Raw genomic sequence first — 23,895 nt, 5'->3', positions numbered from 1 at the left:
TTGATGTTGAATTGACTGGATCAGCGGCGAATTCGGGGAGGAGGCGGTTCCGGCCCTGCGTTTGGCGAGGGCGGAGAATTGGCGATAAGCAGGAGAAAGGTGAGCGACGAAAGATCGCGGGCTTCTAGTGACGAAAATCGCGCTGCTGGCAGCGTCTGGCAAAAGGCGAGACAGTAACTCTGACACTGCTGACGCTCATCATCCATGCAATCATCGCAGCCGCCTGCGTCTGCGCTCATCTCTGCCATGGGGGTACAACCGTTCGCTGCATACGTTGCCTCGACGGGCAGCAGCGCGACCAGAAATGCCGCGAGGTAGAGAAAGAGGCGCTGTGTCACTGGATGGACCATACTGCTGGGTTCGGGTTGATCAAAGACTTAGTTACAATCAGCTAGGCAATGCTCCTGCGCACTCGCATCTCGCCTGCCGGCGCCATGATCATGGCTCGCCCCCATCAGCCTGCATCCTGCGTGATCAAACACCGTTCGCAAGATTGCGACGCAAATCGCTTATCGCTGTGGTTCATCGCCTTTCTCGCTAGTCCTATCTTCCAATGCATCTGATCCTCATCTCATGCGATTGCGGGGGATAATGCCTGCGGCTCATCGTCAGGAAAGCGTCTTGCTTCCCGGTCGAGCACAAGCCGGGCGAGCGCGGGCAAGACGACCAAGGTCAACAGGGTCGCCGAAATCAATCCGCCGATTACCACCGTCGCGATCGGTCGCTGCACTTCCGCCCCTGTGCCGCTTGCCAGAGCCATCGGTACGAAGCCGAGACTGGCCACCAATGCCGTCATCAGCACGGGCCGCAGGCGCATCAGCGCGCCTTCGCGCACCGACTCCAGCACGCCCTTGCCGTTGTGACGCAGCGCCAGGATGCTCGACATCATAACCAGCCCGTTGAGCACCGCCACGCCAGACAGCGCAATGAAGCCAACCGCTGCGGAGACCGAAAAGGGCATGCCACGCAGCCACAGCAATAGCACCCCGCCGCTCAGCGCCAGCGGCACGGCCGAGAAGACCATCGCCGCCCGGCTCGCCGATCCCAGCGCTGCGTACAGCAACGCAAAGATAGCCGCGAAGACGAGGGGTACCACGATGCTGAGACGGCTTTGCGCGCGCTCGAGATTCTCGAACTGTCCGCCCCAGTCGATCCAGAGGCCGGCGGGAATCTGGACATCGCGCGCGACCGCCTGCTGCGCATCGGCGACAAAGGATCCGAGGTCTCGCCCGCGCACATTGGCCTGAACCACAACCCGCCGCTTGCCGTTTTCGCGACTCACCTGATTGGGGCCATTTTCGACTTTGAACCGGACGAGTTGACCGAGTTGTACCGAGCGCGTCGTTCCCTCCGCAGTCGGCAGCGCAACCGGCAGCGCGGCCAATGCGTCGAGATCACGTCGCTGCCCTTCGGGCAGGCGCACCACGACATCAAACCGCCGATCGCCTTCAAAGACGAGCCCGGCTTCGCGGCCGCCGAGCGCGATCTGTACCACGTCGGTCACATCGCCGACCGACAGACCATAGGCAGCAATCGCCGCCCGGTCGAAATCGATCACCAGCGCCGGCAGTCCTTCGGTCTGCTCGACTTTGACATCCGAAGCACCATCGACTGCACGCAGCGCGGCTGCAACCCGCTGCGCCGTAGCATGCAATGTCTCGAAATCATCGCCATAGACTTTGACCGCCACATCTGATCGCACGCCCGAAATCAGCTCGTTGAACCGCATCTGGATTGGTTGGCTGAACTCGTAATTGTTGCCGAGCAGCGTGTTCAGGCGGGCTTCCACTCGGGCAATCAGAGCAGCCTTCGTTTCTGACGGATCGGCCCACTCCTCACGTGGGCGCAAGATCACGAAGGTGTCGGACACATTGCCGGGCATCGGGTCAGTCGCAACTTCCGCTGTGCCTGTCTTCGAGAAGACCGTCGCGACCTCCGGAAAGCCAGCAATCACCCCCTCGACCTGCAACTGCATTGAGGCCGATTGCTCGACACTCGTGGACGGGATCCGCATCGCATGAAGCGCGAAATTCTTCTCGTCGAGCTGCGGAATGAACTCCCTCCCAAGGCTGGTGAAGGCCAAGAGCGCGACAAGGAAAATCGCCGTTCCCGAGCCGATGGCCACCCATGGCCGGGCGAGCGCTTTGTCGAGCAAAGGCTCATAGCGGCTCCGCGTTGCCGCCAGCACACGCGGCTCCTTCTCCTCGACCTTGCCGGTCACGAGCAGCGCCACCATAGCTGGTACGAAGGTCAGCGACAGGATGAACGCTGCGGCGAGCGCCAGCATCACGGTGATCGCCATCGGCGCAAACATCTTGCCTTCCACCCCGTCGAACGCGAGCAGCGGCAGATAAACCAGAATAATGATGGCCTGACCGAACACCGACGGACGGATCATCTCGCGCGCTGCAACCATCACTTCGTGCAGCCGCTCCTGCAAGCTGAGCAACCTGCCTTCGTGATGATGGCGCTCAGCCAGACGGCGCAGGCAGTTTTCGACGATGATCACCGCGCCATCGACGATCAGCCCGAAATCGAGCGCGCCGAGGCTCATCAGATTGCCTGAAACACCCCCTTTGACCATCCCAATCGCCGCCAGCAGCATCGACAGCGGGATCACTAGCGCGGTGATGATGGCAGCCCGGAAATTACCGAGCAGCAGAAACAGGACGACAATGACGAGGAGCGCACCTTCGGTCAGGTTCTTGGCCACCGTGCTGATCGTCGCATCCACCAGCACCGAACGATCAAGCACCGGCGTCACGACAATGCCGGTCGGGAGGGCTGCGCCGATCTCTTCGAGCTTCTTGGCGGATTCGGCTGCCACCGTGCGGCTGTTGCCACCTGCAAGCATCAGGGCGGTGCCGACCACAGCGCCATGACCATTGACACTGGCTGCACCTGTGCGAACTTCGCGGCCCGATGAAATGGTCGCCACATCGATAACCCGCACCGGCGCCCCGCCCCGTTGGGTAATCACGATATTGGCAATTTCCGACCCGCGTGACACCCGGGCATCTGCCCGCACCACCAGCCCTTCACCGCTGCGCTCGACCACGCCCGCACCGCTCGACACATTGCCGCGTTCGAGGGCCTCGACCAGATCGGCCATCGACAGACCGGCGGCGGCCAATCGCACCGTATCGGGTGCGACTTCATATTGCTTTACGAAGCCGCCGATCGCGTCGACACCCGCCACATTGGCAACCTGGCGCATCTGCGGGCGAATGATCCAGTCCTGTACGGTGCGCAGGTAAGTCAGGCGCTCCTCCGGCGTCGTCAACCGCTGTCCCTCAGGTGTCAGATAGCTGCCGTCAGTTTGCCAGCCCGGCTGCCCGGCCCGCGCGCGCGGAGCCCCGCGCCCGTCGGGATGCTCAAAGTCGACCGTCCACATCAGTACTTCGCCAAGGCCGGTCGACACAGGTCCGATTTGTGGGTCAACCCCGGGCGGAAGTGTCCCCGCTGCCTGCGTCAAGCGCTCACCCACCTGCTGGCGGGCGAAGTAGAGATCGGTATCGTCAGTGAAGATCACTGTGACCTGTGCAAAGCCGTTGCGGGAAATCGACCGCGTCTCGACCAGGCCGGGCATGCCCGCCATTGCGGTCTCGATCGGATAGCTGACCTGTCGTTCCATCTCCGTCGGTCCCAGCGAGGGCGCGACGGCATTGATCTGCACCTGCCGGTTGGTGATGTCGGGCACGGCATCGACCGGCAAATTTGCCAGCTGGGTCGCCCCGTAGATTGCTGCGAAGACGGTCAGCATGACCACCAGCACTCTTCGCTCGACGGCGAAGGCCAGAATTTTCTCAAGCATCGTCCGTCCTCTCAGTGATCATGTTCGGCCTCGGCCTTGCCGAGTTCCGCTTTGAGGACGAAGGCGTTGACGGTTGCCACGCGCTCGCCGACGCGCAGGCCGGAAAGGACCGGAACCGCTGCATCGCTACCTAACCCGATCGTCACCGGACGCATGACAAACCCGCGCTGGGTCCGCACGAACACGACACTGCGCCCCTCGGTCTCCTGGATCGCGCTGCGCGGCACGACTGGTACGCGCGCGCCGTCAACGCCCGGAGTAGCAACCCTCGCGCTGACATTCTGTCCGACGCGCAAGTCACCGTCGGTGTTGTCGATAGTCGCGATCGCCTTGGCCGCGCCGGTCGCCGGATCGACGGCAGGCGACAGGAACCGTATGCGACCGGTATGGGGATGATCGCTCCCCTGGACGGAAAGCGTGATGGTCTGACCGATCACAACCCGCTGGATGTCGCGCGCTGGGATCATCAGCTCTGCCCATACCGTCCGTGGATCGGCGACCTGAAACAGCTCGCGCTCCGGCGGAACATATTCGCCCGGGGTCACCGTTACCGACGTTACCTCGCCTGCAACCGGCGAGCGCAGCGTCATGAGGCGCGTCGTCCCGCCGCCACTGCCGGCGCCCAATGCTCGCAATGCCTGATCGGCCTGCTGCGCTTCGATGCGCGCAGCGTCATAGGCCGCCTGCGCGGCTTCATAGTCCTGCCGGGCAGTCACACGCTGGCGGAACAGACTTTCCTCCCGGACAAGTACAGTGCGCGCGGCTTCGGCCGCGCGGCGTGCGCGCGCTGCGGCACCTTGTGCTTCAGCCACTTCACGGCTGTCGATCACTGCAAGAGGATCCCCGACACCAACCCGGTCGCCAAGCTGACGCAGGATGCGCACCACAACACCGGAGGTCCGTGCCGTGACATGCCCAACCGATTGGGTGGGCGGAACCAGAACGCCCGCTGCCGTCACCTCGCCGCCGGCAAGGCCCTCCTGTACTACGGCAACAGCAATCCCCGCTGCTTGTATCTGCGCATCACTGACCGCAATTGTTCCCTCCGAGGCTCCGGCTGAAACAGTCGCTTCATCGGCGTCTCCACCGCTTTCTTCCTCTTCAGCGTGCGTGGCATTCCCAGTCTGTGCGGTATCACCCCTCAAGAGATACCCAGCGCCGCCACCAGCCAGCGCAATCACCGCAGCGCCTGCGAGAAGTGGCATTGTCCTTTGATCGAGTTTGTAGGCCATGGTTAAATCTCCTCGCGCGCAAAGGCGCGGTTGAGCGCGGCAAGTGCGCGCGCACGATCCAGGCGAGCGTCGATTATGGCCCGCCGGGCCGAAGTGAGCGCTGTCTGAGCATCGAGCAGTTCGAGCAGTGAAAAGCGCCCCGCGCTGTAGCCAATCTGCGCGAGCCGAAGCGCTTCCTCGGCCTGGGCAAGACCCGGTCCTTCAAGGGCCTCAAGCCGGGCGTCAGCCGCTTCCACGAGCATGCGGGCCTGTGCCCGATCCCTACGCGCATCGGCGCGCACTCGCTCCAGTTCAAACTCCGCAGCGGTCGCATCGGCACGGGCAGCTTCAATGCCGCCGCGATTGCGATCGCGGATCGGAATGGGGATCGACACGCCAACGACAAAGGCCGTATCGCGACCATCACTGAACCGGCGTAGCCCTCCGCTCACGGTAACATCGGGGGTAGCCGCAGACTGGGCCAGTGCAATTCGTGCCGCCGCTACACGCTGCTCGGCATCGGCGAGCCGTTCGTCGATACTCGCAAAGCCAGGCTCGTTGCGGCCCATCGGCTCGGCGGCCGCACCTGTCTCGGTGCCCTGCGAAGGAGTCAACTCCGCATCGTCCGACGCAATCAGCGTCGCGAGGATGCGCCGCGCCGCCAGCATCGCACTGAAGGCTTCCAGTTCGGCCGCCCGAGCGTCCGCAAGAGCGGCCTCGGCTCGCAATTGCCTGAGCGGTGGATCGCGACCCGCTTCAACCAGTATCCGGGCTGTGTTAGCCAGCGAGGCTGCCTGCACTGCATTGTCGCGCGCGAGCGTCGCCCGGTCGGTCGCCGCAGACAGCTCGGCGAACGCCACTTCTACCTCACGGCGCAAATCTACCCGCTCGCGGAGCAATGACAGAGCGGCAACATCGCGCTCGCCCGCTGCAACCGCCCGCCGCGCACTGCGCTGACCGCCAACTTCAAGCCGTTGGCTCAGCGCCAGCGTTGTCTGCGCACTATCGAAGGACCGAAAAGGGCCGTTGCCGGCAAAGTCCTCGACCTCAAGACTGACCTCCGGATTGGGCGCCACCCCTGCCTGCCGTGCTCGGCCCTCTGCGGCAGCGACACGCGCTTGAGCCGCAGCTATTCTAGGGGAGTTGGCAAGCGCGCGCTCGAGCGCGCTGCCAAGCGTAATAGGTTCAGCCAACGCCGGATGGGCGGTAGCCAGCGCCGCAGCCATAAGGGCGGCGCGCAAGGACATTCGCATCGAAAAACTCCTGAACACAGGTGCAAACGGCACACGGGCGCAATGGCCCGAGTGCACTGGGCGACTGGGTTCAGGCTGACGGTGGTTGAAGGGGAGGCGCTTGAGCGAACGAGCTGAGAACGGCGGCGCTCAAGGCTGAATGCGAGGTATTGCCGCCCAGTGGCAGACCGAAATCACTTGCCCCTTCGCTGGCAAGTCCGATGCTGCAATGATGATGAACCAGCCCATGACATGGGCCGCCGTCATCGCTGGAACCGTTCCCGTGCCCGTCTCTGTCTGCATGATCAGCATGAGCATCCAGCATCATGACGCTGTCGTATCCGCTCGTACCATGCGCTGCAGCCGGCGATTCAACGCCGCCAAAGGCAAGGCCGATAGTCAGCCATAACAGGAGGAACATAGCCCGCACGCTAATGACCTACTCGTTCCGACCGGAAACAGCAATCTTGAACGCTTAAGGTCATTCGCCCATCCCGTCTTGCAAGAGCTCCAGAAGATCAGGCGGAATTGGCATTGGCTGAAAGGCGCTCACAGTCGACCGCCCGGTATTTCCGATCGGCAACTTTCCCGTCAGCGCGCCGATCGGCGCCAGAATGAGTCGGAAGATCTGGCCAAGTGCTTCGCTCCAATCGCGTTGCCGGAAGGCAAAGGCCAGCATTGCGCGGTGATTGGCCAGATGCTGCCTTAGGTAGGGCTGGGACAGGATGTGCGCCCGCTCGAGGTGGCACCATGCCATATCGTACTCGCCACGGCTGCGCGCCAAGCGATAAGCTGTCATCTCCTGCTCAATGAGCCTCATTGCAGCGAACTTCATTCCGCTCCTCCCTTACCAAGCCAACGCGGTACACGCGCTTTGAACTCGTGGTATTGGGCACCAAAACTTGCTGAAAGATGGGCTTCCTCGATCCTGACTTGGGCGATGCAGGCGACGACAAACGTCGCCCATGACACCCAGGCCCACCAAAATGCAGACACCATCGCGGCCGAGAACCCGACGAGCATCATCGCAAGGAAGATCGGGTTCCTACTGTATCGGAAGAGCCCGTGGGACACGAACTCCGGTGCATCTCCCTGACGAACGCCGATACGCCATGCGCGGCCCATCTGGATTTGCGCCACGATCACGGCGCCACCACCTAAAGTGGCAAGTATAGCCGCCAACCATGACAAGTCGCGGGGCCCAGCTCGTGCGCCGATGCCACTTGCAATAATCAGGGCCGCACCACTGACCGCGAATGCAAGTCCCGAAGCTCGCTGAGCCCCTTTCGCCGACAGAAAGGCGAATGCGTGGTCGCCAGTACGTCGCCGGATGGCGACACCGCGAACGATTGTCGCAGTGATTATCGCGACCATCGCAACGAAAGGTACTATTTGAAGAAATTCCATCAGGCCTGTTCCTGCCAAGCAGGCGCAGACTTCAACTCGCTCATCGCCTGTCGAAGAATCTGCATGCCCCCAGTTAACGCCAACCACGCCATTGCGGAGGCGACGATCAGGTCAGGCCATACACTGCCAGTTCCGAATACACCGATGGCAGCAAGCATCACGGCAACGTTGCCGATGGCGTCGTTGCGCGAGCAAATCCACACCGAGCGCATGTTCGCATCGCCAGTACGAAAGCTGTAGAGCATGATGGCGACGCCAGCATTGGCTGCGAGCCCGAGCAGTCCGATGACTCCCATCAGTTCAGGTTCGGGTGCAGCGCCCTCAAGCGCCGCCAGAACCGCGGTGATCGTGACCCAACCGCCCAGTCCGATGAGGGTGATCCCCTTGGCCAGCGCCGCCCGCGCGCGCCATGTCAACGCCATTCCGGCGACAAGCAGGCTGATCGCGTAGTTGGCGGCATCGCTTAGAAAATCGAGTGCATCAGCCTGTAACGCGCGGCTGTCAGCAGCGGCCCCTGCTCCCATTTCCACCGCGAACATGCCGGCGTTCACGCCGAGCGCGATCCACAAAGCCCTTCGCCAGCGCGGGTCATTCAACGTGGCCGCCGTTCCGCACGCGGCCTTGCAGCAATCATCAGCCATCGTCCTGCCTTCTCGACAATCTGCGAGTCGGCAGTCTATCTACACTCTGTAGCAACTACAGGGTCAAGAGCGGAGGTGTGGCAATGAAGATTGGCGAACTTGCGAGCGCCACTGCGACGAAGGTCGAGACGGTGCGCTATTATGAAAAGATCGGGCTGCTGCCGCCGCCCTCACGGACAAGTGCCAATTACCGCGCCTATGGGAATGATCATCTTGCGCGCCTGTCGTTCATCCGTCGCGCCCGCGATCTCGGTTTTACGCTCGAAGCGGTCCGCGAGCTGCTCACGCTGTCGGACGACAAGGCCCAATCCTGCGATGCGGTTGATGGGATTGCGCGCGTCCACCTTGCCGAAATCGACCGCAAGGTTACCGATCTGACCGCGCTTCGTGGGGAGCTTGATCGGATCATCGGATCCTGCCGTCACGGGACGGTGGCCGAATGCAAGATCATCGAAACCTTGGCCCCGCGCGGAAATTAGCAAGCTTGATCAATTACCTGATCATCGGTGCCTCTGATTTCAGTGCTCCGCATGATTTGGATGCGAAGCGACACACAAGGCTTGGAGCGCCTAGCCGCGCATTCCGCCGCGACGTTCTGGTATCTACTTCCGAGGCTATCGAAGTCGCCATCCTATCCGTCCGGCGCTCATGACTGCGCTGGTGGCATTGCTTGGCTTCGTGCCGATGGCGGTCGCGACCGGGAAAGGGGCCGAAGTGCCACGGGCGCTGGCAACTGTGGTCATAGGCGGCTTCATCCCCGCAACCATTCTTCCCCTTTTCGTTCTTCCGGCGGTTGCCAGACTTGTGCTGGGCGTTTCTGACGCGAGGCGAAGCCGGAAGTAGAACTGGCGCGACGGCCTGCGCCGTGACGCTACCCAGGATGAACAGGTAGGTCTTGGCGAGCTTAACCAGGTGATTTTGGGTGCCAACGCAATGTGGAAAGCTTCAGCACTTGACGATCGTACTTGCGGCCATGCCGTCTGGTATAGGCAGGAAAATTGGTGGACAAACGATATAATGAGATGAGCGGCGAAGGCGACCTTAATCTCGACACAGCCGAAAAGCGGCGCACCTTGTGGATCGTGCTGTGGCTTAACGTCGCCATCGCTGTAGGCTTCTTCATTACCGGCATCGCGGGCGATTCAAATGCTCTGCTCGCTAACGGGCTGGATAACTCATCGGACGCGGCGGTCTATGCGCTGAGCCTGCTGGCCCTGTCCCGTTCGCGAACTTGGAAGCGCGGCGCGGCACGCTTTTCCGGTATTATGCTGCTCATTTTCGCAGGCGGCGTCATCGCCGATGCCATTCGGCGCTTTGTTGAAGGATCGGAGCCAACTGGCATCATGATGATGGCAATGGCAGCGGTGGCGGCTGTCGTGAACCTGATCTGCTTGAAGCTACTCAATGAAATGAACGAGAAGGACGTCAATCTTCGCGCGGCGACCACCTTCAGCTTCAACGATTTCATCTCCAACGGCGGCATCATCGTCGCCGCCATCATCGTGACGGTATCCGGCGCAAATTGGCCCGATCTTGTGGTCGGTATCGCTGTCGCCGGAATAGCGCTGTATGGCGGTGTCGAGATCCTTCAGGATGCCCACATGGACGTCCATGATGAGGATGGCACAGAGCATGAGAAGGGTGATCAGCTCAACCTGTAAGAGGCGATCGGTCTTTCCACGTTTAAACTGGGCGCGGCCCCCACAGAATGATCGAAGCCCCTAACAAGCAGATGGCCACTCCAATGGTATCCCAACGATCAGGTTTGATCCCCTCAGCCATCCAAAGCCAAACCAGCGCGGACAGAATATAAATCCCACCGTAAGCCGCGTAGGTGCGACCAGCATGCTCAGCCTCGACGAACGTAAGAAGGACCGCGAAAAGGCACAGTGACAGAGCGCCAGGGATCAGCCAGATCGGGCTGCGATCAAGGCGCAGCCAAGCCCAGAACGCGAAGCAGCCCGCGATCTCGGCCAGCGCTGCACCGATGAAGATCAAGTAGGTCATCGTGGCGCCTGTCTGACAGGCACGGGCGGGAGTGGCAATCATTCGGATCCCACGGCAGGCTTACACTCAGTTGCGATCACAAGCAGGGTTGGAGCTTGATCCCAGAACCTGCACGGCGGCTTTCGGCGAAAACAGACGTTTTCGCTGATGATCGGCACCGGCTTAGTTTGGGGCGGGAGTGGCCGGAAGGTCTTGGGTCGGAAGCGGAACTTAGCGAAGAACTTCGACGGCGATATCAACGTCGAGTTTGCCCCATGCCCGATCGGTAGTCACTGCAACTGCATTGCACGACTCGGCTGCGCTAAGGCAGGCTCGATCCCCCAAGGACAATCCAACACTTCGCGTCGCAGCACGCAGCAGTCCGGCATGTACTGCCTGACTCTGATCGAACGCGAGCACATCGAAATTCAGCTCTGCAAGACTGGACGTTATGACCTCATCGGGCACACCGCCTTCTTGTAGTTTGGCAACAACCTCAGAAAGGTTGACGGCGCTTATGTGGCTGGCAGCAAGTCGCTCTCGAACCTGATCGCCGCCGTTCTCACCGAGCATCATCGCGAGCACAGCCGAGGCATCGAGCATATAGCGCTTATCACTCATTTTCTGCGGCAGCCCGGCGCTCAGCTATCAATTCGTCAGACAAGCTGCGACCTGGCTCCACATACTTGCGCAACTTCGCCTGAACCCGGGTCACAGCATCGCGATAGGGCCGCACGTGGATTTCGCCATCGACCACTTCGAGCAGCACGGTGTCGCCATCGGATAGAGAGAGCGCACGCCGGATCTCGACCGGCAATTGCAGCCTTCCTCCCGAGACAAGTTTTCCCCGCTGCACGTTCATAAATCACCTCGCTGTATGGTCGATTGGCCATTACAATTTTTGGTTTTCTGTATCAAGCGCAGGTCAATACATTTGAAATGAGCAAGGCTCGTGCGACCGCATCGGATCGCTCACCGGACACTTTTGGGGGAACAGAGGTCAAACCCCCTTCCCCTCCGCAAATCCGGCTTGCCCGCTCTCTCATTAAGGTGGTACGCTTTGTTTTCTCACACAGGGGCCTCATCCGTTACAAATGACCGACACTCTCATCGGATATGCCCGCTGCTCGACCGACAAGCAGGACCTCACCGCCCAGCGCCGGGCGCTAATCGAGCTTGGGGTGCCCGAGGACCGCATCTACACCGACCACGGACTGACTGGTCGCAACCGAGACCGCCCCGGCCTCGCCCAGGCTCTGGCTGCGGTCCGCGCGGGGGAGACATTGGTCGTACCCAAGCTGGATCGCCTCGCCCGATCGGTGCCCGACGCCCGCGCGATCGCCGACGAACTGGAAAAGCGCGGCGTGAGCCTCGCACTGGGTAAGCAGGTCTACGACCCCAATGATCCCATGGGCCGGATGTTCTTCAACATCCTCGCGACCTTCGCCGAGTTCGAGAGCGACCTCATCCGCCTGCGCACCCGCGAGGGCATGAAGATCGCCCGGGACAAGGGGAAGCTCCGCGGCAAGCCGCCGAAGCTATCCGACCTCCAGCAGCGCGAGCTGCTCAAGATGCACGCCACCGGCGAATACTCGATCAGCGACCTCGGCAAGCTGTTCAAGGTCTCACGGCCAACGGTGTATCGGACGATCCGCCGTGGAGTTGGTTCAGAGCCATAAGTCTTGGCAACGCGCCCTCCCCCAATAAGGCCCAACAGGTCGTGATCTGGTGACCCAAATCTGATGTGAGGCCAACCAGTTACCTCCTCATTTTTTGGTCACAGCAAAATAGCTTTCGCCGGTTCCTGATACTGTGGCGCTTAGTCCGAACAGGGCACTGGCCTGCACTGCCGGCGCCGCATTGAAGTCATACCGAGGCAAGTTCCCAGCGATGCGCCAGTAACCAAATCCTTGGTCCAGAAGGACGATGGCCTTGGAGCCATTTGCGTATTCGAGCTCAAGTTTGCGTCCGTGCATGCCACTTGCCGTCACATCAATCGCGACATCGAGACCGAGCTTGTCGCCCAGCAGCTGCACCACGTCCTCTCGATCACCCTCATGATCCCAATCGTTGAAAATCCGGCAGGGCACCCGGTCTTTCTTCAACGGCTGCACGACAATATCGACTTCAACGGTTGCATCACCTTTCAGCGCTGAGGCGAGAAACTCGCAGGTTCGGAGGAAAAGCAGCATGGGCAGCGGGGCATTAAGGTATCGATCCGAATAGGAAATTCGGACCAAGGCACCCGGATGCCATATGCCTGCGGCTTCCATCTGCTGCTTCAGCTTAGTCCCGAAACGGTTTCCGAACTGCGTGATCGGGCATTGGCCAAATCCCTGCATCACTTCAACTTTGTCCCCTGGCGCCACTTGGCGCTCAAGGTCGTCTGGAGAAATCGGCGCGAAGGATGTCTGAGAAGCGACGCTGCCAACAACGACAGCGTGGCTTTCGCCAACGCCCCATCTTTCACCGGGCTGCGCAGCGCTCTTATCTAGAGAGAAGAAAGCCTTGGCCCCAGCGGGAGACACGAGCTCTGCAATCCGGCAATTGCCTGACGGGCCACCTTCGGCCAGACCCAAGCCAAGGTGCAAATCGTTGCGTATCGCGGCGTCGCGCAGCGATCGTCGCTCAACTTCGGTCAAATTGCCAAAGGAACTGGGAGACAGAACGAGCGTCACCGGGATGCCACGAGCCGAGGCAGACGAAAACAGCGACCGCATCTTGACCGAGGACAGTTCCGCAAGGTCAAAAGCGTCCGGCAAAAGCACCGTGATGCTATCGCCACCGCGGGCGCGCAGCATGAGGGCGTTCGCTGCGTCGTTGACAGCCTTGGCGTCCGCCGTTGCTCGGTCCTCCTCTGGCAGCTCAGCGTTCTTCTCAAGGAATGCTTGGACAGCAGTCAATGCTGCACGGCGGTCAAGGCGGCCTTGCTGTTGATGAAGATCGGGCGCCAACACGCAAGCCGAGCACCCCATTTCACATTCCCTTGGGCAATCGAGAATGTGCGAAGCGCGTTCAAAAAGATGGAAAATGTCGTCGAGCAATCTCGGTGCGTATCCGGCACCCCCAGACGCTTCATCAAAGATATAGATTGAGGGAGCCTTCCGGCCCAACTCGCCTTCTCGGCCGGCAACCGAAATGCCCAGTTCGCGCGGCTCTATGCCAAGCCAGCGAGCAAGGCTCTCGCGCAGCGCGGCACCAAGTGCCCATGCCGCGCCATCACTCTCGAGGCCCGGCAATTGCACTTCGACGACATCGGTGAGAACTTCGTGGCCAAGCGCCAGCGCGCGCGTGATCGCATATCCTTGATCGTTACCCGGACACCGATCCGCCGCTTTTCTATCGCGCGGCGTAAGCGGCTTGTGCTCCTTGAGGGCATCAGTACCTGCCTCAGCTGCTCGTCCGCACTCGAGGCAAATCTCATAACCTTTGTCGTTCGGCCCGCGTGAATGATGATAGATGTAACCATCGTGCGACGCGCGCACTCGGCCGGTCCCCGGTTGCAAAAGAGGTTGCCACGAAATGTCCCCGACACTGACTTTCGGGGACTTGGGTTCGATGTAGACCGCTTGGTCGGTGTCTGCGTGAGGCTGGGCGTTCCAATCGACCCTGAAGCCCGCTGGCTCAAGAAATTGCTCAGTCTTGACGTTTGGATCGCCGCAATGGGGGCAGCAATCGGCTATCTGATGATCCGAGCCGGCTCCGCCACATTGATCGCACCACCATGCCCAGCGCAAGTTCTGGGGTTCCCGCTGGCCACTGTCGATCGGGCTAAGCCAATTCAGTGTTACGCCAGCAGATTTCCAGACCAGACCATCGACAACGACTTCAGCGCCGGGCGCATACTCTCGGATGGCGATATCGGCATTGCGCGTCGGGCACTCATAGCGCCGATCACGCGCTCCTTCCTCGTCGGAACGAAGACGCTCCTGAGCCCTTTGCGTCTCAGCGCACAAGGTATCGAAGGGCACAACCGCGGTGGGGAACCCGCTCCCGGGTATCAGTGAACGGTTGGCCAACTCCTTGAGCAGGAATTCCTTGCAAAGACGCCGTGCCTGAAATTCGATCGCCTTCTTGGCGGGACCGTCGAGTGCCTCGACGTCTTCCTTGAGCCGCTGCCAAGTCCTCCGAAAACTTGCCGCCTCTTTCTCGAACATGGCCGCAGTGTGTTCACAGATCTCGCTGTCGAACTCCAGCCCGGTGCCCTTGAGCAGCTGCCTTAGGCCAACTTCATTTGCCGCCTTGGTGGCGGGCGCTCTGGTCCATTCACAGAAGGCGTCAGCAGGCGGCACCCCTTCGAACTGCCGCAGGTCCGCGCGGCAGCCGAAGAAATCGCCGGTTTTAGTCCGGGCGAATTCACCGTCGACGTCGCGGAACCATTGCGCGAGCAGATAGGCATTCGCGTGACGCTGGGCGATCCGATCTGAATCCAGAGAAACGCGTGGCGAAGCGAGCTTTCGAGCAAGGTAGCTTGCGGGATCTGAGAATGTTTCGAGGTCGAGCGGGGTGTTACGGGCAATCGTAAGGCTGGTCGAGAACCCTTGCCCTCTACGCCCAGCTCGCCCTGCACGCTGGTTGTAGTTGGCAATCGATGGCGGCACGTTGGTCATCAAGACCGCCTCAATCGAGCCTATGTCGACGCCCATTTCCATCGTCGTTGAGCAGGCCAACAGATTGATATCGCCTTGCTTGAATTGCTCCTCAAAATCCCGCAGCCGGTGCGGCGGCTGCTGTGCACTATGCTCTTCGGCCCGAAGGTAGGGGGTCGCCAGAGCAGCCTGATCGTGAAGGTCCGTCCATAGGCGTCGCTCCCGAAGAGCTCGCACGACTTCGTTATCGACCAGCCAATCAGCGATCACTCGTTTAGTCGCACGATTCAGCGGGCGAGTATGCGGCAGCTTCGGGAATTCGATAGAATCAGCATTTCTCCCATCAATTTTCCCGGTGGCTGCCGTGACAAGATTGGGCGAACGGCCAAACACGAGACGTGGCAAAACCCGGCGCGTGAGCGGGCACTGCCAAGCCTTGGTCACGGCTTCAATCTCAGCAGTCTTTTCGAGGCGCAGGCTAAATGTGCCGCCGACACCTTCGAGAAGCGGCGTCATGTGCTCCCAGGCCGTGCGGAGAAGTTGGTTGATCTCGTGGCGATCACGCTGTGCCGACAAGTCCAAACCCAAGGCGGTTGCGAGGAGAAGGACCGCCGTCGGTTGTGTGCCCTTGGCATTGACCGACGGCCAGGCGATATCTCTTTTCGAGCCGGGAGGTTGATCGGGTCCGATGACGTTACGAGGTCTTGCCCTGCCAGGCATCCACCTGGCGTCGCCATCATCTACATCCAAGGCGAAATAGCTCCGGAGATAGTCGGCCATGAAGTAGAGGAAATCCCTCCAGTCCTCTATCAGATAGCCCTTGGCCGACACTGCTTCGGGTAGTTTGTCCTTCCCGATCCGTTCGATGGCGGGGAAGCGCAAGCGGGCAAGCCCGAGCGTTTCCATAGCGTTTGCATTTCGCGGTCTGCGGGCGAGTTCGCGCAGCAGCATGAAGCGGGCGAGCGCCTCCCGATTATCGTGATAGCGCTCGCTGCGATCAAGGTCCCAAACCTTCGCCATCATGCCGATCGTCGGCTCCGAGGCCAAAGCAGATGTCAGATCAGTCCATTTGATGCCGACGACCCCTACCCCACTTAATTCGGCGTCGATCTTGGCTATGTCGTCCTTGAAGGATGGCATCTCATGAACAAAGCTCGCCAACTTGGCGCGCTTTTCAATCAGTTTCTGCCGCTCCTCCTCTGGGAGGCTAAGACCATGAGCGGCTTTCTGCACCGCGTGATAAATGAAGCCGCGAACGAAACCACGCTCCCCGTTAGTCTCGATATTAGCGGCGAAACGCGCGGTCCCCTGCCGGCTATCCGAGAAGCTGATCAGCTGACGCCCGTCGAATGGTAAGGCGTGGTCTGCCTGATGAGGAGAGACGCCCTCAAGCAGGATGGGCGCGGCATTCTGCGTGAGAAAGGGTGTGCCAAAGCGAAAAGACAGCATCGCCGGACGCCCATGGCGCTTGCTGCTCAGACATGCAGGACAGCGCCCCTCATTCAATTGTGTGATTGCGACCTTAGCGGCACCGTCCGCCAACGCGCCGCTTACGACATCAAATTCAACCTCGTTCGCCTGGGGCTGAGCGTTGATGGCGACCAGGCGGGAATGGGCGATGCCATCTGTCTGGTTTTCCTCATCATCGTCATCCTCATGGTCACGATCACGGTAACTCTGTTCGCGAAACTCATCGGCATCCTTGTCGCTCCGCCGGGGCAAGATCTTGTCACCCATATCGTCAGCAGGAAGGAACGGCTCGCCACAATCGGGGCAACTCTGGATTTCAAACACGAGTGAACGACAATGCGGACAACTGTCAGTCTCTTGGAAAAGTACCGGTCCGAACGGCCAATCTTTCGGCCGAATGCCGCCGACGCAGTCCGAATTAATGCACGTCCAAAGGCCGGGAATGGCGCGCGTGAAGCTGTGCGCTCTCATCGGTAGAACGGGCTTGGATTCCTTCGCATTGTGCGCGGCTAGATCGAGCAAGACCTTCTCGGCCGCCCCTGCCACCGTAGACAACGATGAGAGGGTTTGCGGCTTCTCTTCGAGCATCTCAGCCACTAGGCGAGCCGCAGGGTCGGCAGAAACACTCTCTACCCTCGAGAGGTCGACAGGCTGCGGCTTGCCAATTACGACATGGGTTCGGACGAGCGGCGCACCTGCGATGTCGGACAGGAAACGCTGGAGTGAAGCGACCGCCTCCGGATCATCAGCGGATCCGATGGTAGCCGAGGTAGCTACAAACCGAACCTGGTCGGGCGTGACCTCGAATGCCTTCATGACGCGCCGCAGCAGAAGCGAGAGTTCCGCAGCAGCGGAACCAATGTAGCTATGCGCCTCGTCGATCACGATCCAGCGCAGCTTGCCCTTGGATGCATCAAGGATCTTCCGATCCTCGCGCCGGATGGTCATGTACTCCAGCATCGTCTGGTTCGTGACCAGGATAGGCGGGGGATTTGCGCGGAGCGTCTCACGATACAGGACCTGATACGGAACCTCGTGCTCGGCCTTATCGCGATTTGATTTGCGCGCCGTTCCCATCAAGCCGTTGTAGAGGGCGAAGCGCACGTCACCGTTGAGCGGCTTGGTCCACGCGGTAAGACGCTTCTCTTGGCTCGCGATGAGGGCATTGAGCGGGTACAGCATAAGCGCCCGAACGCCAGACAGCTGGCCCTCGACTTCCGAGGCGCGCACAAGATCATCGAGCAGCGGCACCAGGAAGCACTCGGTCTTCCCCGATCCGGTCCCGCTGGAAACCAGTACAGATTGCGGATCTGAACTGCCAAGCAGCTGCCAGGCCTTCAACTGGTGAGCGTAGGCGGGATAATCGAAGCGCAGATCTTGATCCGGCGTTCGCGTGATCGCTTGAATTGTGCGATCATGCAGTAGCGAAACGAGTTCGTCAGGCCTCTTCCCCGACGAAACATAGCCCGGCGCTGCCTGGAAGAGCTGTTCAGACAGCAGCGCTCCATTCGAAAGATCCGTGCTTGCAAGATTGCTTCGGAGGAAGGCGTTCAGCCCCTCATGCCTGATGCCAGCGCGTGAAACGACCGCCTCTGCGAGCCCAGCTTGCAGGCGCCGGTGGACATCCATCGGCGACAGGCGAATAGGCGGGGACACATCATCAGCGATCATTTTTTTTTAGCTCCGTAAGGGCGTAGCCATAAGCTCTGGCGAAGTAGGCTGGATGACGTCGCTCGACGTCTTTCACTGTGAGAATCTGCACCTTGTCGAGGGAAATAAGTCCCATCGCTGCCAAGGCAGCTGAAAACGGCGCATCGAACACACGCATGAGGCTTTCGAGGAAGTTCTCCTTCGGAAGAAGGTCGCAAAAGGCAGGGCGGAAGGGGTTGAAGCCGCTCCCGTCGGTGTTGATGCTCTCACTGGTATGGCCCGTGAAATGGTCGCGGACTTCGTCCCAGGTGGCGGCGGAGAAGTCTCGACAAATCACCGGAGCCAACTGCGGCAATCGTGCAGCGATTTCATTCTGGCGCTCGGTAATCCTCATCAATGCCCATTGAGGGTCATCGAGGCGGCTGACGAGGTAGTGGCCTTGGGCTTCGAAGGCGGCACGCCACGACGCGTGAGGCAACAGGACCCAGCTCGTGCAAAGGCCTTCGAACAACTCAAGGATTGTCGAGAGATGCTGCTCTTCACACCGGTACAACAGCAGCGGGGCAAGAGGTCCCGCCTCCTCAAACATCTTGAATATCTCGAACGTCTGGGGAGGAAGCCCGTTGAGCGATAGGGCTAGCTTCAAGACGGTCTGTATGGTTTCGATCACCTCTGGGGCGGTCGGATCCTCAGCAATTCCGTGGACGAGTGACTGCAGTTCCTCCTTCGCCATCTCAATTGGCCGCACCATAGCCCGACCAAGCCTGTGCTGTGGAACTTGTGTGTCGAGGTCTCCCGACACAAATCGCGGCCGCGTAAGAACCCGTGAACCCTCGCGAAGATAGATCAGCCAAGCGCCTTTGAGGCGTGGCAAGTGAATGACTTGCCCTCCAAGGCCTCTCTGTAGCCCCTCATAAAAACCGAAATCGACCTCCTTTTCAGGGGCACCAAGCGAGCGGCCGCAGATACGAACATTGTCCCCGACTATTGCGGTCTTCGGGCGCAGACCGTTGTTAGGCTCCCATTCGAGAGTGTTCCCAAACTCAGTAACATACCAGTGATCATCACTCCCGTTGTGGAAATCGAGCCTGACCTGCGCGTCGATGCCAAGAGGGCGCATGAGGGCAGCGATATCCGTTCGCAGTGCCGAAAGTCCCAGCGCGCCATCAATCAGCCAATTTGCCTCCAGCGCAGCGCCGGAATGCTGCCGGACGTCTGCCATCAGGCGTGACGTCGACGGCGCGCGCGCAACTGTATCGCGAAGGTCTGCAAGCCCCAGCACAGTGTCTCGGGGCAAAAGTTCTCCGCTCCACGTCGTGAGCCATTCCTTCGAACGAAGCGGAACCAGCAATTCAAAAGCTGGGACATGCGCTCCTGTAAGACGAAGAGGCAGCAACGCTCGGCGCGGTGGGTCGATCCGCACTCGCCAGTTGTTTGGCGAACGCTGAGCTTCATCCCCAAGCTCAGCGTCCCCGTCCCAACCGCTGAGCTCGATCTCGGCATGGCTGCCATTGCTCTGTTGCTTCAACGCAAAGTCAGCTGGCACAACGATGGCTGTCAACCGATCGCGAAGATGCCCTGTTGATCCATCGAGCCACGCGAATTCGCAAAAGCCAGGACCTGCATTGTCCAGATCATCGAGCCATTCACGTGTACCGACCCGCCGCCAACAAACCTCACCGCGACTGGCAACACGTCGCGAGACACCATCAGAAACCTGCGCATGAAGCGGATGCTTGAATAGCTGCTCCCCGCCCGGTGTCTGAACCCCATGGGCGGAGTCGGCCACAATAAAGAGACGATCCTTGCGGTCGGCGCTTTGGCCGGTGCGGATCAGAAAGCGGTCTCCGTTAGTCTTCTGTGCGATAATCGTACCAGCGCACCGGTAAAGGCAGCGGCCAGGCGCAAAGGCAAAGTCTTCGACTTCAATCTCGGAATTGCCGTCCTTCCCTCTCAATGACCAGTCATCGGGCACATCGACAAAAACTGGTTCCGCACGGTACGCACCCGACCCCTGGCCTGTCAGGGTGAAAGTCAATTCTTGGGCATGGGAACCTTGCCGCTCAAAGACACGAAGGCCAGCACTTACAGGCTTACCGCCCGGTAGGATAAAGCTGGGAGCGAGGCGCTCTCCCCTCGCGTGGAACTCGGCCATGACCGGGAGATCGAATGGAAACTCGATTGATGCATCGCTCCGCATGGGCCTAGCGATCCAACGGTTCGCATCCTCATGCTCAAGGTACGCCAATCGACCGGAGATTCTGTCAGCCAGGCCATCAGATGGTTGGACGAAAACCCGGCTATGGTCTTCCGGCGAAAGCGTGTGATCGCTGTCATCCCATCGCCCATCGAGGTGAAACTCAAGATATTCACGCCATATCCCGTCGCGCTGCGACATCACTCTAGCCACGCGAATGGTGCCGGTGCTCGAAAGCCTTTTCGCTTCGAGCAAGGTATCAATCAGCGCCGTAGCCGCTCCCTCGAGGGTCATAGGTAGCTGGTCACGCCAGTCCTCGTAGCACTGATCGAGGCGCACAGAGTAGGGGCGGCCGTCGGCAGGCACCTCCCTGTCAGCGAATGCCCGTAGATCGACGATCGTCAGTGCCAGTTCCCCGCAAACCGCGTACATCTCTGGGCTGCGCCAAATCGATGGGAGCAAGAATTCATTTCGCTCGCAGATGGCGACCGCGGTGCTGATGTCCTGCATATTCGAACCCAAGAGCTCGCCAACGACCCGCTCTAGGAATTTGCGCGGCCAACTTGCTCCGATAGCCATAGCTGCGGCCGGAAAGCCACCATGCCGCGCGAGGTTCGACAGGCGCTGGTTTCCATGATTGGTGATCAGCGGCTCGATTTTCCAAGCTCGAAACCCCTTGTCCGTCAGATCGCGCCAAACATTCTGGGGGAACTTGAGACCCAGCGCATCCTCAATATCTGCCCAACGCTGGATCCCGCCTTGATAGGAACGGCGGAACCAGTCAGCAGCCCACAAAACAAACGCAGGGGCGAGGGCCGGATGAAGCTCTTGAGACTGCAGGCTCGACGATAGCTTCTTCTCGATGCGCTCGAATGTCCCAGACGAAAGCTTGTACCGATAGAGAGGCCTGCCATTCGGCCTCGGCAAGCCCAGTGCATCGCAAACGCGGCCAAGGGGATGAGGACCCGCTTCAGCAGCCTTGGCGCGTTGGATTGCTCGGATGACCAAAACCTGAGGGCCACCATTCTGATGGATTTCGGAGGCAATCTTTCGGAGCAGAATAGGGTCGCCTCGCGCCGCGTCGATCTCAGCTTGGTAATCACGTCCCTGAACCAACGAACTTCCCCCGCACCCTCTTTGCCGACCGCCGCCAGCCCCCTACAACCATTCGACTGATGACGATTAAAGCTTTAGATTCAATGATCCACATAGGGAAGAGGCTGAGGAGGCAGAGGGCGACTTGTGCATGTTCGTCGCCGGCCACTCCACGGTCCGGCGAGCGGAACGAAAATCGGGCTCATGCTGCGACATCACCCCGCCCCTGCTCCTTTGCCGAGGTCATCGAGGAACTCTGAACCGGGCTCAATACAACTGACCAGCAAGCGGTCTCTTGCTCGCGTGCACGCTACGTAGAGGAGGTGTCGCTCCGTTTCATAAATCGCCTCGAGTTCGGCCACATCACCGATTCCAGCCATCCTCTCTGACAGAGGTATGACATCCTCGTCGCACGCCATTACGGCAATCGCGCGGAATTCGAGGCCCTTGGCCGCGTGCATGCAAGCACAACGAATTTTCGTGCCCGCACCCTCAAGGCCAGCAGATCGAAGTGCCAACTCGGCACGGGGCAACTGGAGTTCGCTCCGCACCAAAACTCCAATTTCAGGTGGGGCGATACCTGCGGTCAAGCATTCCTTGATCCAGGCGCCGACGATCTGAGCCTCGTCGTGTTCGTCCTCGGCAAAAATCAACTCCGGTTCAGGTCCGTCAAACACTGAAACGGTGCCGCGGCGCCCTTCCTCCAAGCCGTCTGAATCCGTGATCGACGGCGGTAACAGCCTGTCCGCCATAGTGCGGATCTGGTGAGACGTCCGGTAATTGACCTTCAGGCAATGACTTCTTCCCCGAATGTCGAGGCCAAGCCTGACCCAGCTGAACGGCAACCGGAAAATCCGCTGGCCAATGTCACCCGCCAGGAACACCGCATCAGGCCTCAGAACTGCTACCTCGCCAAGAAATCGCACCTGCGGCACGGTCAGATCCTGCGCCTCATCGACGACGACATGTGCGAACGGCATGGCGACATCGGTTCGGACAAGGTCGGCCAAAGCACTGTAGATCATAGGGTGTGTGACCAACCCTCTTTCCGAGAGCGCGATCCGGATGTGCTCAAATACTGCCCACGCAGCTTCTCGCTGTTTCGGGCCAAGCCTCGTCCTGCGTCCAGTCCGCGGTATGTTGGCGTAGCTTTCCGCGCTATCGACGCCCCACGCGTCTACGAGCTCTGTCCATTCCTCCGAAAGGAATTCGCGCGACAGATCACCGCCAAGACCCGTAGCCTTGGCTGTATCGACGATTTCAGCGATCTCAGACTCATCGGCAATCGCCGGGTGCCCGTGGACGGATGCGTAGAGCTCAACTGCAGCTTCATCCAGCGGCCGCACATCGATCCGTTCCCTGAGCTGTGGGGTTGCCTCGGTAAGAATCGCGAGCTTTTTCTCCAAGGCTTCCGAAAGCTCGGCCGAGAATGTGGTGAGCAGGACGCGGGTCGCGTGATCCTGCTCCGCCAAATGAGCCGCGCGATGAAGTGCGACGATCGTCTTCCCAGTCCCCGCCGATCCAGTGACCCGTGTTGGTCCGGTGGCAGGCTTCTCGACCAATGCTCGCTGTGCGGGGTGAAGGAACACGGCCCATTTCTCGAACGGGGCATCCAATGCCGCCTGCAATTCCTCGATGTTGTCGAGCACGCGGAACCGCCGTTGGGAATCCGGATGAGCGAAGGCGTTGGTCGCTACAGCAGCGGGCTGTAGCTTGTGATCGGAGAGCTTTCCTCCGGTCGCATAATCATACAGCGCCTCGGCCGCCTCCGCGGGGAGGTGGTCGAACAAGCGGTCCAGCTCGTCCTCGACCATCTCTCGCACAGGCTGTAGCCAATCGCGCGGCACGCCAACATCGAGCATATCGTCATCGCTGAGGGACCAGAACGGCTGTGCCTGACCGGCGGGGGCAGGCTCATCTGTCGAGACGCCGGCAGTCCAGTCAAACAGTTTGCCTTCGGCCTTCTGTTCAATCACCTCAACGATCTGCATCGCGCCCGTGCGCTCGTGGCGGGTGATCTTGCGTCGCTCAGCCCAGGCATACGCATCGTTGTGGTGGCCGACATAGGCGAGCACCAGATCCTCGCCGTCGCGCTTCAGGATGATGCGAAGGTCGCGGGAGACCCGGGCGGACCACATGTCGGTGTCGGCCGCCCGGTTGATCCGTTCGAGGCTGAGTCCTGCCCCCTTGAGGTTCATCATCAGGTCGACCGTGGTGATCTTGACCTGCTTTTGCTCCGGATGCGCGAGCTTATCGAGCGCATCGGCGAAGGTGGAGGCGTAGATGAGGTTCATCACGCAGGCCTTTTTGGCGGTGCAGGTAAGCGCTTCCGCACACCATCGTCCGCGCGATAGGCCGCTTGGCGAGATCGTTCGGAGAGAACCAGTTGCTCCTCAAGGGCTGCAATTTCCTCTCTCGCCGAGAGCAGCTTCTTTTCGATTTTGGCCACCTGTCTATCGGCCTGCGCGCGCCATTGCTTGATCGAGAGCCCAGCCTGCCTCGCATCTTCCAAGCTCATAGGAAGCCCGTCAGCACCACTTGGGCCTCGCCGCTTACGCGCGGACCACCCGGCATTCCCACGTCCACCAAGGCCCACAAAGGAG

General features: G+C 60.4%; 17 protein-coding genes and 1 pseudogene. 5 read left to right on the top strand and 13 right to left on the bottom strand.

Translation table 11 applies throughout. The annotated features are described in order from the left end of the window. Positions 1 to 571 precede the first annotated feature (571 nt). From ACU0AG_RS15650 to ACU0AG_RS15640, 3 genes are read right to left on the bottom strand one after another with little or no spacing between them, the layout of a single operon-like run. Positions 572 to 3,814, bottom strand: a complete 3,243-nt coding sequence (locus tag ACU0AG_RS15650; protein ID WP_482783205.1) for an efflux RND transporter permease subunit — start codon at positions 3,812 to 3,814, stop codon at positions 572 to 574. A gap of 11 nt (positions 3,815 to 3,825) precedes the next feature. Further along, on the bottom strand, positions 3,826 to 5,046 hold the full coding sequence (locus tag ACU0AG_RS15645; protein ID WP_088912958.1) for an efflux RND transporter periplasmic adaptor subunit: 1,221 nt from the start codon (positions 5,044 to 5,046) through the stop codon (positions 3,826 to 3,828). A gap of 2 nt (positions 5,047 to 5,048) precedes the next feature. Further along, positions 5,049 to 6,251: a TolC family protein gene (locus tag ACU0AG_RS15640; RefSeq protein ID WP_162291054.1), complete on the bottom strand. Its 1,203-nt coding sequence runs from the start codon at positions 6,249 to 6,251 to the stop codon at positions 5,049 to 5,051. 166 nt (positions 6,252 to 6,417) lie between these two features. Here ACU0AG_RS15640 and ACU0AG_RS15635 point away from each other — a divergent pair, with 166 nt between their 5' ends. Then, on the top strand, positions 6,418 to 6,666 hold the full coding sequence (locus tag ACU0AG_RS15635; protein WP_482783204.1) for a hypothetical protein: 249 nt from the start codon (positions 6,418 to 6,420) through the stop codon (positions 6,664 to 6,666). A gap of 72 nt (positions 6,667 to 6,738) precedes the next feature. Here the strand turns inward: ACU0AG_RS15635 and ACU0AG_RS15630 are convergent, their stop codons facing one another. From ACU0AG_RS15630 to ACU0AG_RS15620, 3 genes are read right to left on the bottom strand one after another with little or no spacing between them, the layout of a single operon-like run. Further along, positions 6,739 to 7,092 (bottom strand): DUF3703 domain-containing protein, encoded by a 354-nt coding sequence (locus ACU0AG_RS15630; protein ID WP_086741015.1) that lies wholly within the window; start codon positions 7,090 to 7,092, stop codon positions 6,739 to 6,741. Then, entirely contained in the window at positions 7,089 to 7,664 is a 576-nt protein-coding gene (locus ACU0AG_RS15625) for a methyltransferase family protein (protein WP_086741017.1), read from the bottom strand. The genes ACU0AG_RS15630 and ACU0AG_RS15625 overlap by 4 nt, the downstream gene beginning before the upstream one ends. Next, positions 7,664 to 8,305 (bottom strand): cation efflux transmembrane domain-containing protein, encoded by a 642-nt coding sequence (locus ACU0AG_RS15620; protein ID WP_088912955.1) that lies wholly within the window; start codon positions 8,303 to 8,305, stop codon positions 7,664 to 7,666. Before ACU0AG_RS15620 ends, ACU0AG_RS15625 begins: the two co-directional genes overlap by 1 nt. Positions 8,306 to 8,388: 83 nt before the next feature. On the opposite strand from ACU0AG_RS15620, the gene ACU0AG_RS15615 reads away from it, so the two are divergent. The 3 genes and pseudogenes from ACU0AG_RS15615 to ACU0AG_RS15605 all read left to right on the top strand — a co-directional run bounded on the left by ACU0AG_RS15615 (position 8,389) and on the right by ACU0AG_RS15605 (position 9,966). Continuing rightward, on the top strand, positions 8,389 to 8,784 hold the full coding sequence (locus tag ACU0AG_RS15615; RefSeq protein ID WP_086741021.1) for a MerR family transcriptional regulator: 396 nt from the start codon (positions 8,389 to 8,391) through the stop codon (positions 8,782 to 8,784). 154 nt (positions 8,785 to 8,938) lie between these two features. Then, positions 8,939 to 9,109, top strand: a pseudogene (locus ACU0AG_RS15610) (efflux RND transporter permease subunit); the annotation flags it as partial. A gap of 218 nt (positions 9,110 to 9,327) precedes the next feature. After that, positions 9,328 to 9,966 carry a cation efflux transmembrane domain-containing protein gene (locus ACU0AG_RS15605; protein ID WP_088912954.1) on the top strand — a complete coding sequence of 213 codons (639 nt, stop codon included), beginning with the start codon at positions 9,328 to 9,330 and terminating at the stop codon, positions 9,964 to 9,966. A gap of 22 nt (positions 9,967 to 9,988) precedes the next feature. Here the strand turns inward: ACU0AG_RS15605 and ACU0AG_RS15600 are convergent, their stop codons facing one another. The 3 genes from ACU0AG_RS15600 to ACU0AG_RS15590 all read right to left on the bottom strand — a co-directional run bounded on the left by ACU0AG_RS15600 (position 9,989) and on the right by ACU0AG_RS15590 (position 11,153). Continuing rightward, a complete protein-coding gene (locus ACU0AG_RS15600) occupies positions 9,989 to 10,312 on the bottom strand; it encodes a YnfA family protein (protein WP_088912953.1) in 324 nt (107 codons plus the stop codon). A gap of 210 nt (positions 10,313 to 10,522) precedes the next feature. After that, entirely contained in the window at positions 10,523 to 10,912 is a 390-nt protein-coding gene (locus ACU0AG_RS15595; protein ID WP_086741166.1) for a type II toxin-antitoxin system VapC family toxin, read from the bottom strand. Continuing rightward, positions 10,905 to 11,153, bottom strand: a complete 249-nt coding sequence (locus tag ACU0AG_RS15590) for an AbrB/MazE/SpoVT family DNA-binding domain-containing protein (RefSeq protein WP_086741164.1) — start codon at positions 11,151 to 11,153, stop codon at positions 10,905 to 10,907. Before ACU0AG_RS15590 ends, ACU0AG_RS15595 begins: the two co-directional genes overlap by 8 nt. A 232-nt stretch (positions 11,154 to 11,385) precedes the next feature. On the opposite strand from ACU0AG_RS15590, the gene ACU0AG_RS15585 reads away from it, so the two are divergent. Then, on the top strand, positions 11,386 to 11,970 hold the full coding sequence (locus tag ACU0AG_RS15585) for a recombinase family protein (RefSeq protein WP_482783203.1): 585 nt from the start codon (positions 11,386 to 11,388) through the stop codon (positions 11,968 to 11,970). 87 nt (positions 11,971 to 12,057) lie between these two features. Here the strand turns inward: ACU0AG_RS15585 and ACU0AG_RS15580 are convergent, their stop codons facing one another. The 4 genes from ACU0AG_RS15580 to ACU0AG_RS15565 form a co-directional block, all read right to left on the bottom strand. Further along, the gene (locus ACU0AG_RS15580; protein WP_482783202.1) at positions 12,058 to 18,021 is read right to left on the bottom strand and encodes a DEAD/DEAH box helicase; all 5,964 of its coding nucleotides are present in this window, start codon (positions 18,019 to 18,021) and stop codon (positions 12,058 to 12,060) included. Next, positions 18,011 to 21,313: an STY4851/ECs_5259 family protein gene (locus tag ACU0AG_RS15575; RefSeq protein ID WP_482783201.1), complete on the bottom strand. Its 3,303-nt coding sequence runs from the start codon at positions 21,311 to 21,313 to the stop codon at positions 18,011 to 18,013. The genes ACU0AG_RS15580 and ACU0AG_RS15575 overlap by 11 nt, the downstream gene beginning before the upstream one ends. A gap of 194 nt (positions 21,314 to 21,507) precedes the next feature. Continuing rightward, positions 21,508 to 23,586, bottom strand: a complete 2,079-nt coding sequence (locus ACU0AG_RS15570) for a 3'-5' exonuclease (RefSeq protein WP_482783200.1) — start codon at positions 23,584 to 23,586, stop codon at positions 21,508 to 21,510. Then, positions 23,586 to 23,810 (bottom strand): hypothetical protein, encoded by a 225-nt coding sequence (locus tag ACU0AG_RS15565; RefSeq protein WP_482783199.1) that lies wholly within the window; start codon positions 23,808 to 23,810, stop codon positions 23,586 to 23,588. The genes ACU0AG_RS15570 and ACU0AG_RS15565 overlap by 1 nt, the downstream gene beginning before the upstream one ends. Positions 23,811 to 23,895: the final 85 nt, after the last annotated feature.

The sequence above is a fragment of the Erythrobacter sp. RANMB8 genome (assembly GCF_056848235.1).
This window is presented reverse-complemented; position numbering and strand designations above follow the sequence as displayed.

Coding starts and splice junctions, on each gene's coding strand:
- ACU0AG_RS15650 (WP_482783205.1), bottom strand. CDS start 3,814: ATGCTTGAGAAAATTCTGGCCTTCGCCGTCGAGCGAAGAGTGCTGGTG.
- ACU0AG_RS15645 (WP_088912958.1), bottom strand. CDS start 5,046: ATGGCCTACAAACTCGATCAAAGGACAATGCCACTTCTCGCAGGCGCT.
- ACU0AG_RS15640 (WP_162291054.1), bottom strand. CDS start 6,251: ATGGCTGCGGCGCTGGCTACCGCCCATCCGGCGTTGGCTGAACCTATT.
- ACU0AG_RS15635 (WP_482783204.1), top strand. CDS start 6,418: ATGCGAGGTATTGCCGCCCAGTGGCAGACCGAAATCACTTGCCCCTTC.
- ACU0AG_RS15630 (WP_086741015.1), bottom strand. CDS start 7,092: ATGAAGTTCGCTGCAATGAGGCTCATTGAGCAGGAGATGACAGCTTAT.
- ACU0AG_RS15625 (WP_086741017.1), bottom strand. CDS start 7,664: ATGGAATTTCTTCAAATAGTACCTTTCGTTGCGATGGTCGCGATAATC.
- ACU0AG_RS15620 (WP_088912955.1), bottom strand. CDS start 8,305: ATGGCTGATGATTGCTGCAAGGCCGCGTGCGGAACGGCGGCCACGTTG.
- ACU0AG_RS15615 (WP_086741021.1), top strand. CDS start 8,389: ATGAAGATTGGCGAACTTGCGAGCGCCACTGCGACGAAGGTCGAGACG.
- ACU0AG_RS15605 (WP_088912954.1), top strand. CDS start 9,328: ATGAGCGGCGAAGGCGACCTTAATCTCGACACAGCCGAAAAGCGGCGC.
- ACU0AG_RS15600 (WP_088912953.1), bottom strand. CDS start 10,312: ATGACCTACTTGATCTTCATCGGTGCAGCGCTGGCCGAGATCGCGGGC.
- ACU0AG_RS15595 (WP_086741166.1), bottom strand. CDS start 10,912: ATGAGTGATAAGCGCTATATGCTCGATGCCTCGGCTGTGCTCGCGATG.
- ACU0AG_RS15590 (WP_086741164.1), bottom strand. CDS start 11,153: ATGAACGTGCAGCGGGGAAAACTTGTCTCGGGAGGAAGGCTGCAATTG.
- ACU0AG_RS15585 (WP_482783203.1), top strand. CDS start 11,386: ATGACCGACACTCTCATCGGATATGCCCGCTGCTCGACCGACAAGCAG.
- ACU0AG_RS15580 (WP_482783202.1), bottom strand. CDS start 18,021: ATGATCGCTGATGATGTGTCCCCGCCTATTCGCCTGTCGCCGATGGAT.
- ACU0AG_RS15570 (WP_482783200.1), bottom strand. CDS start 23,586: ATGAACCTCATCTACGCCTCCACCTTCGCCGATGCGCTCGATAAGCTC.
- ACU0AG_RS15565 (WP_482783199.1), bottom strand. CDS start 23,810: ATGAGCTTGGAAGATGCGAGGCAGGCTGGGCTCTCGATCAAGCAATGG.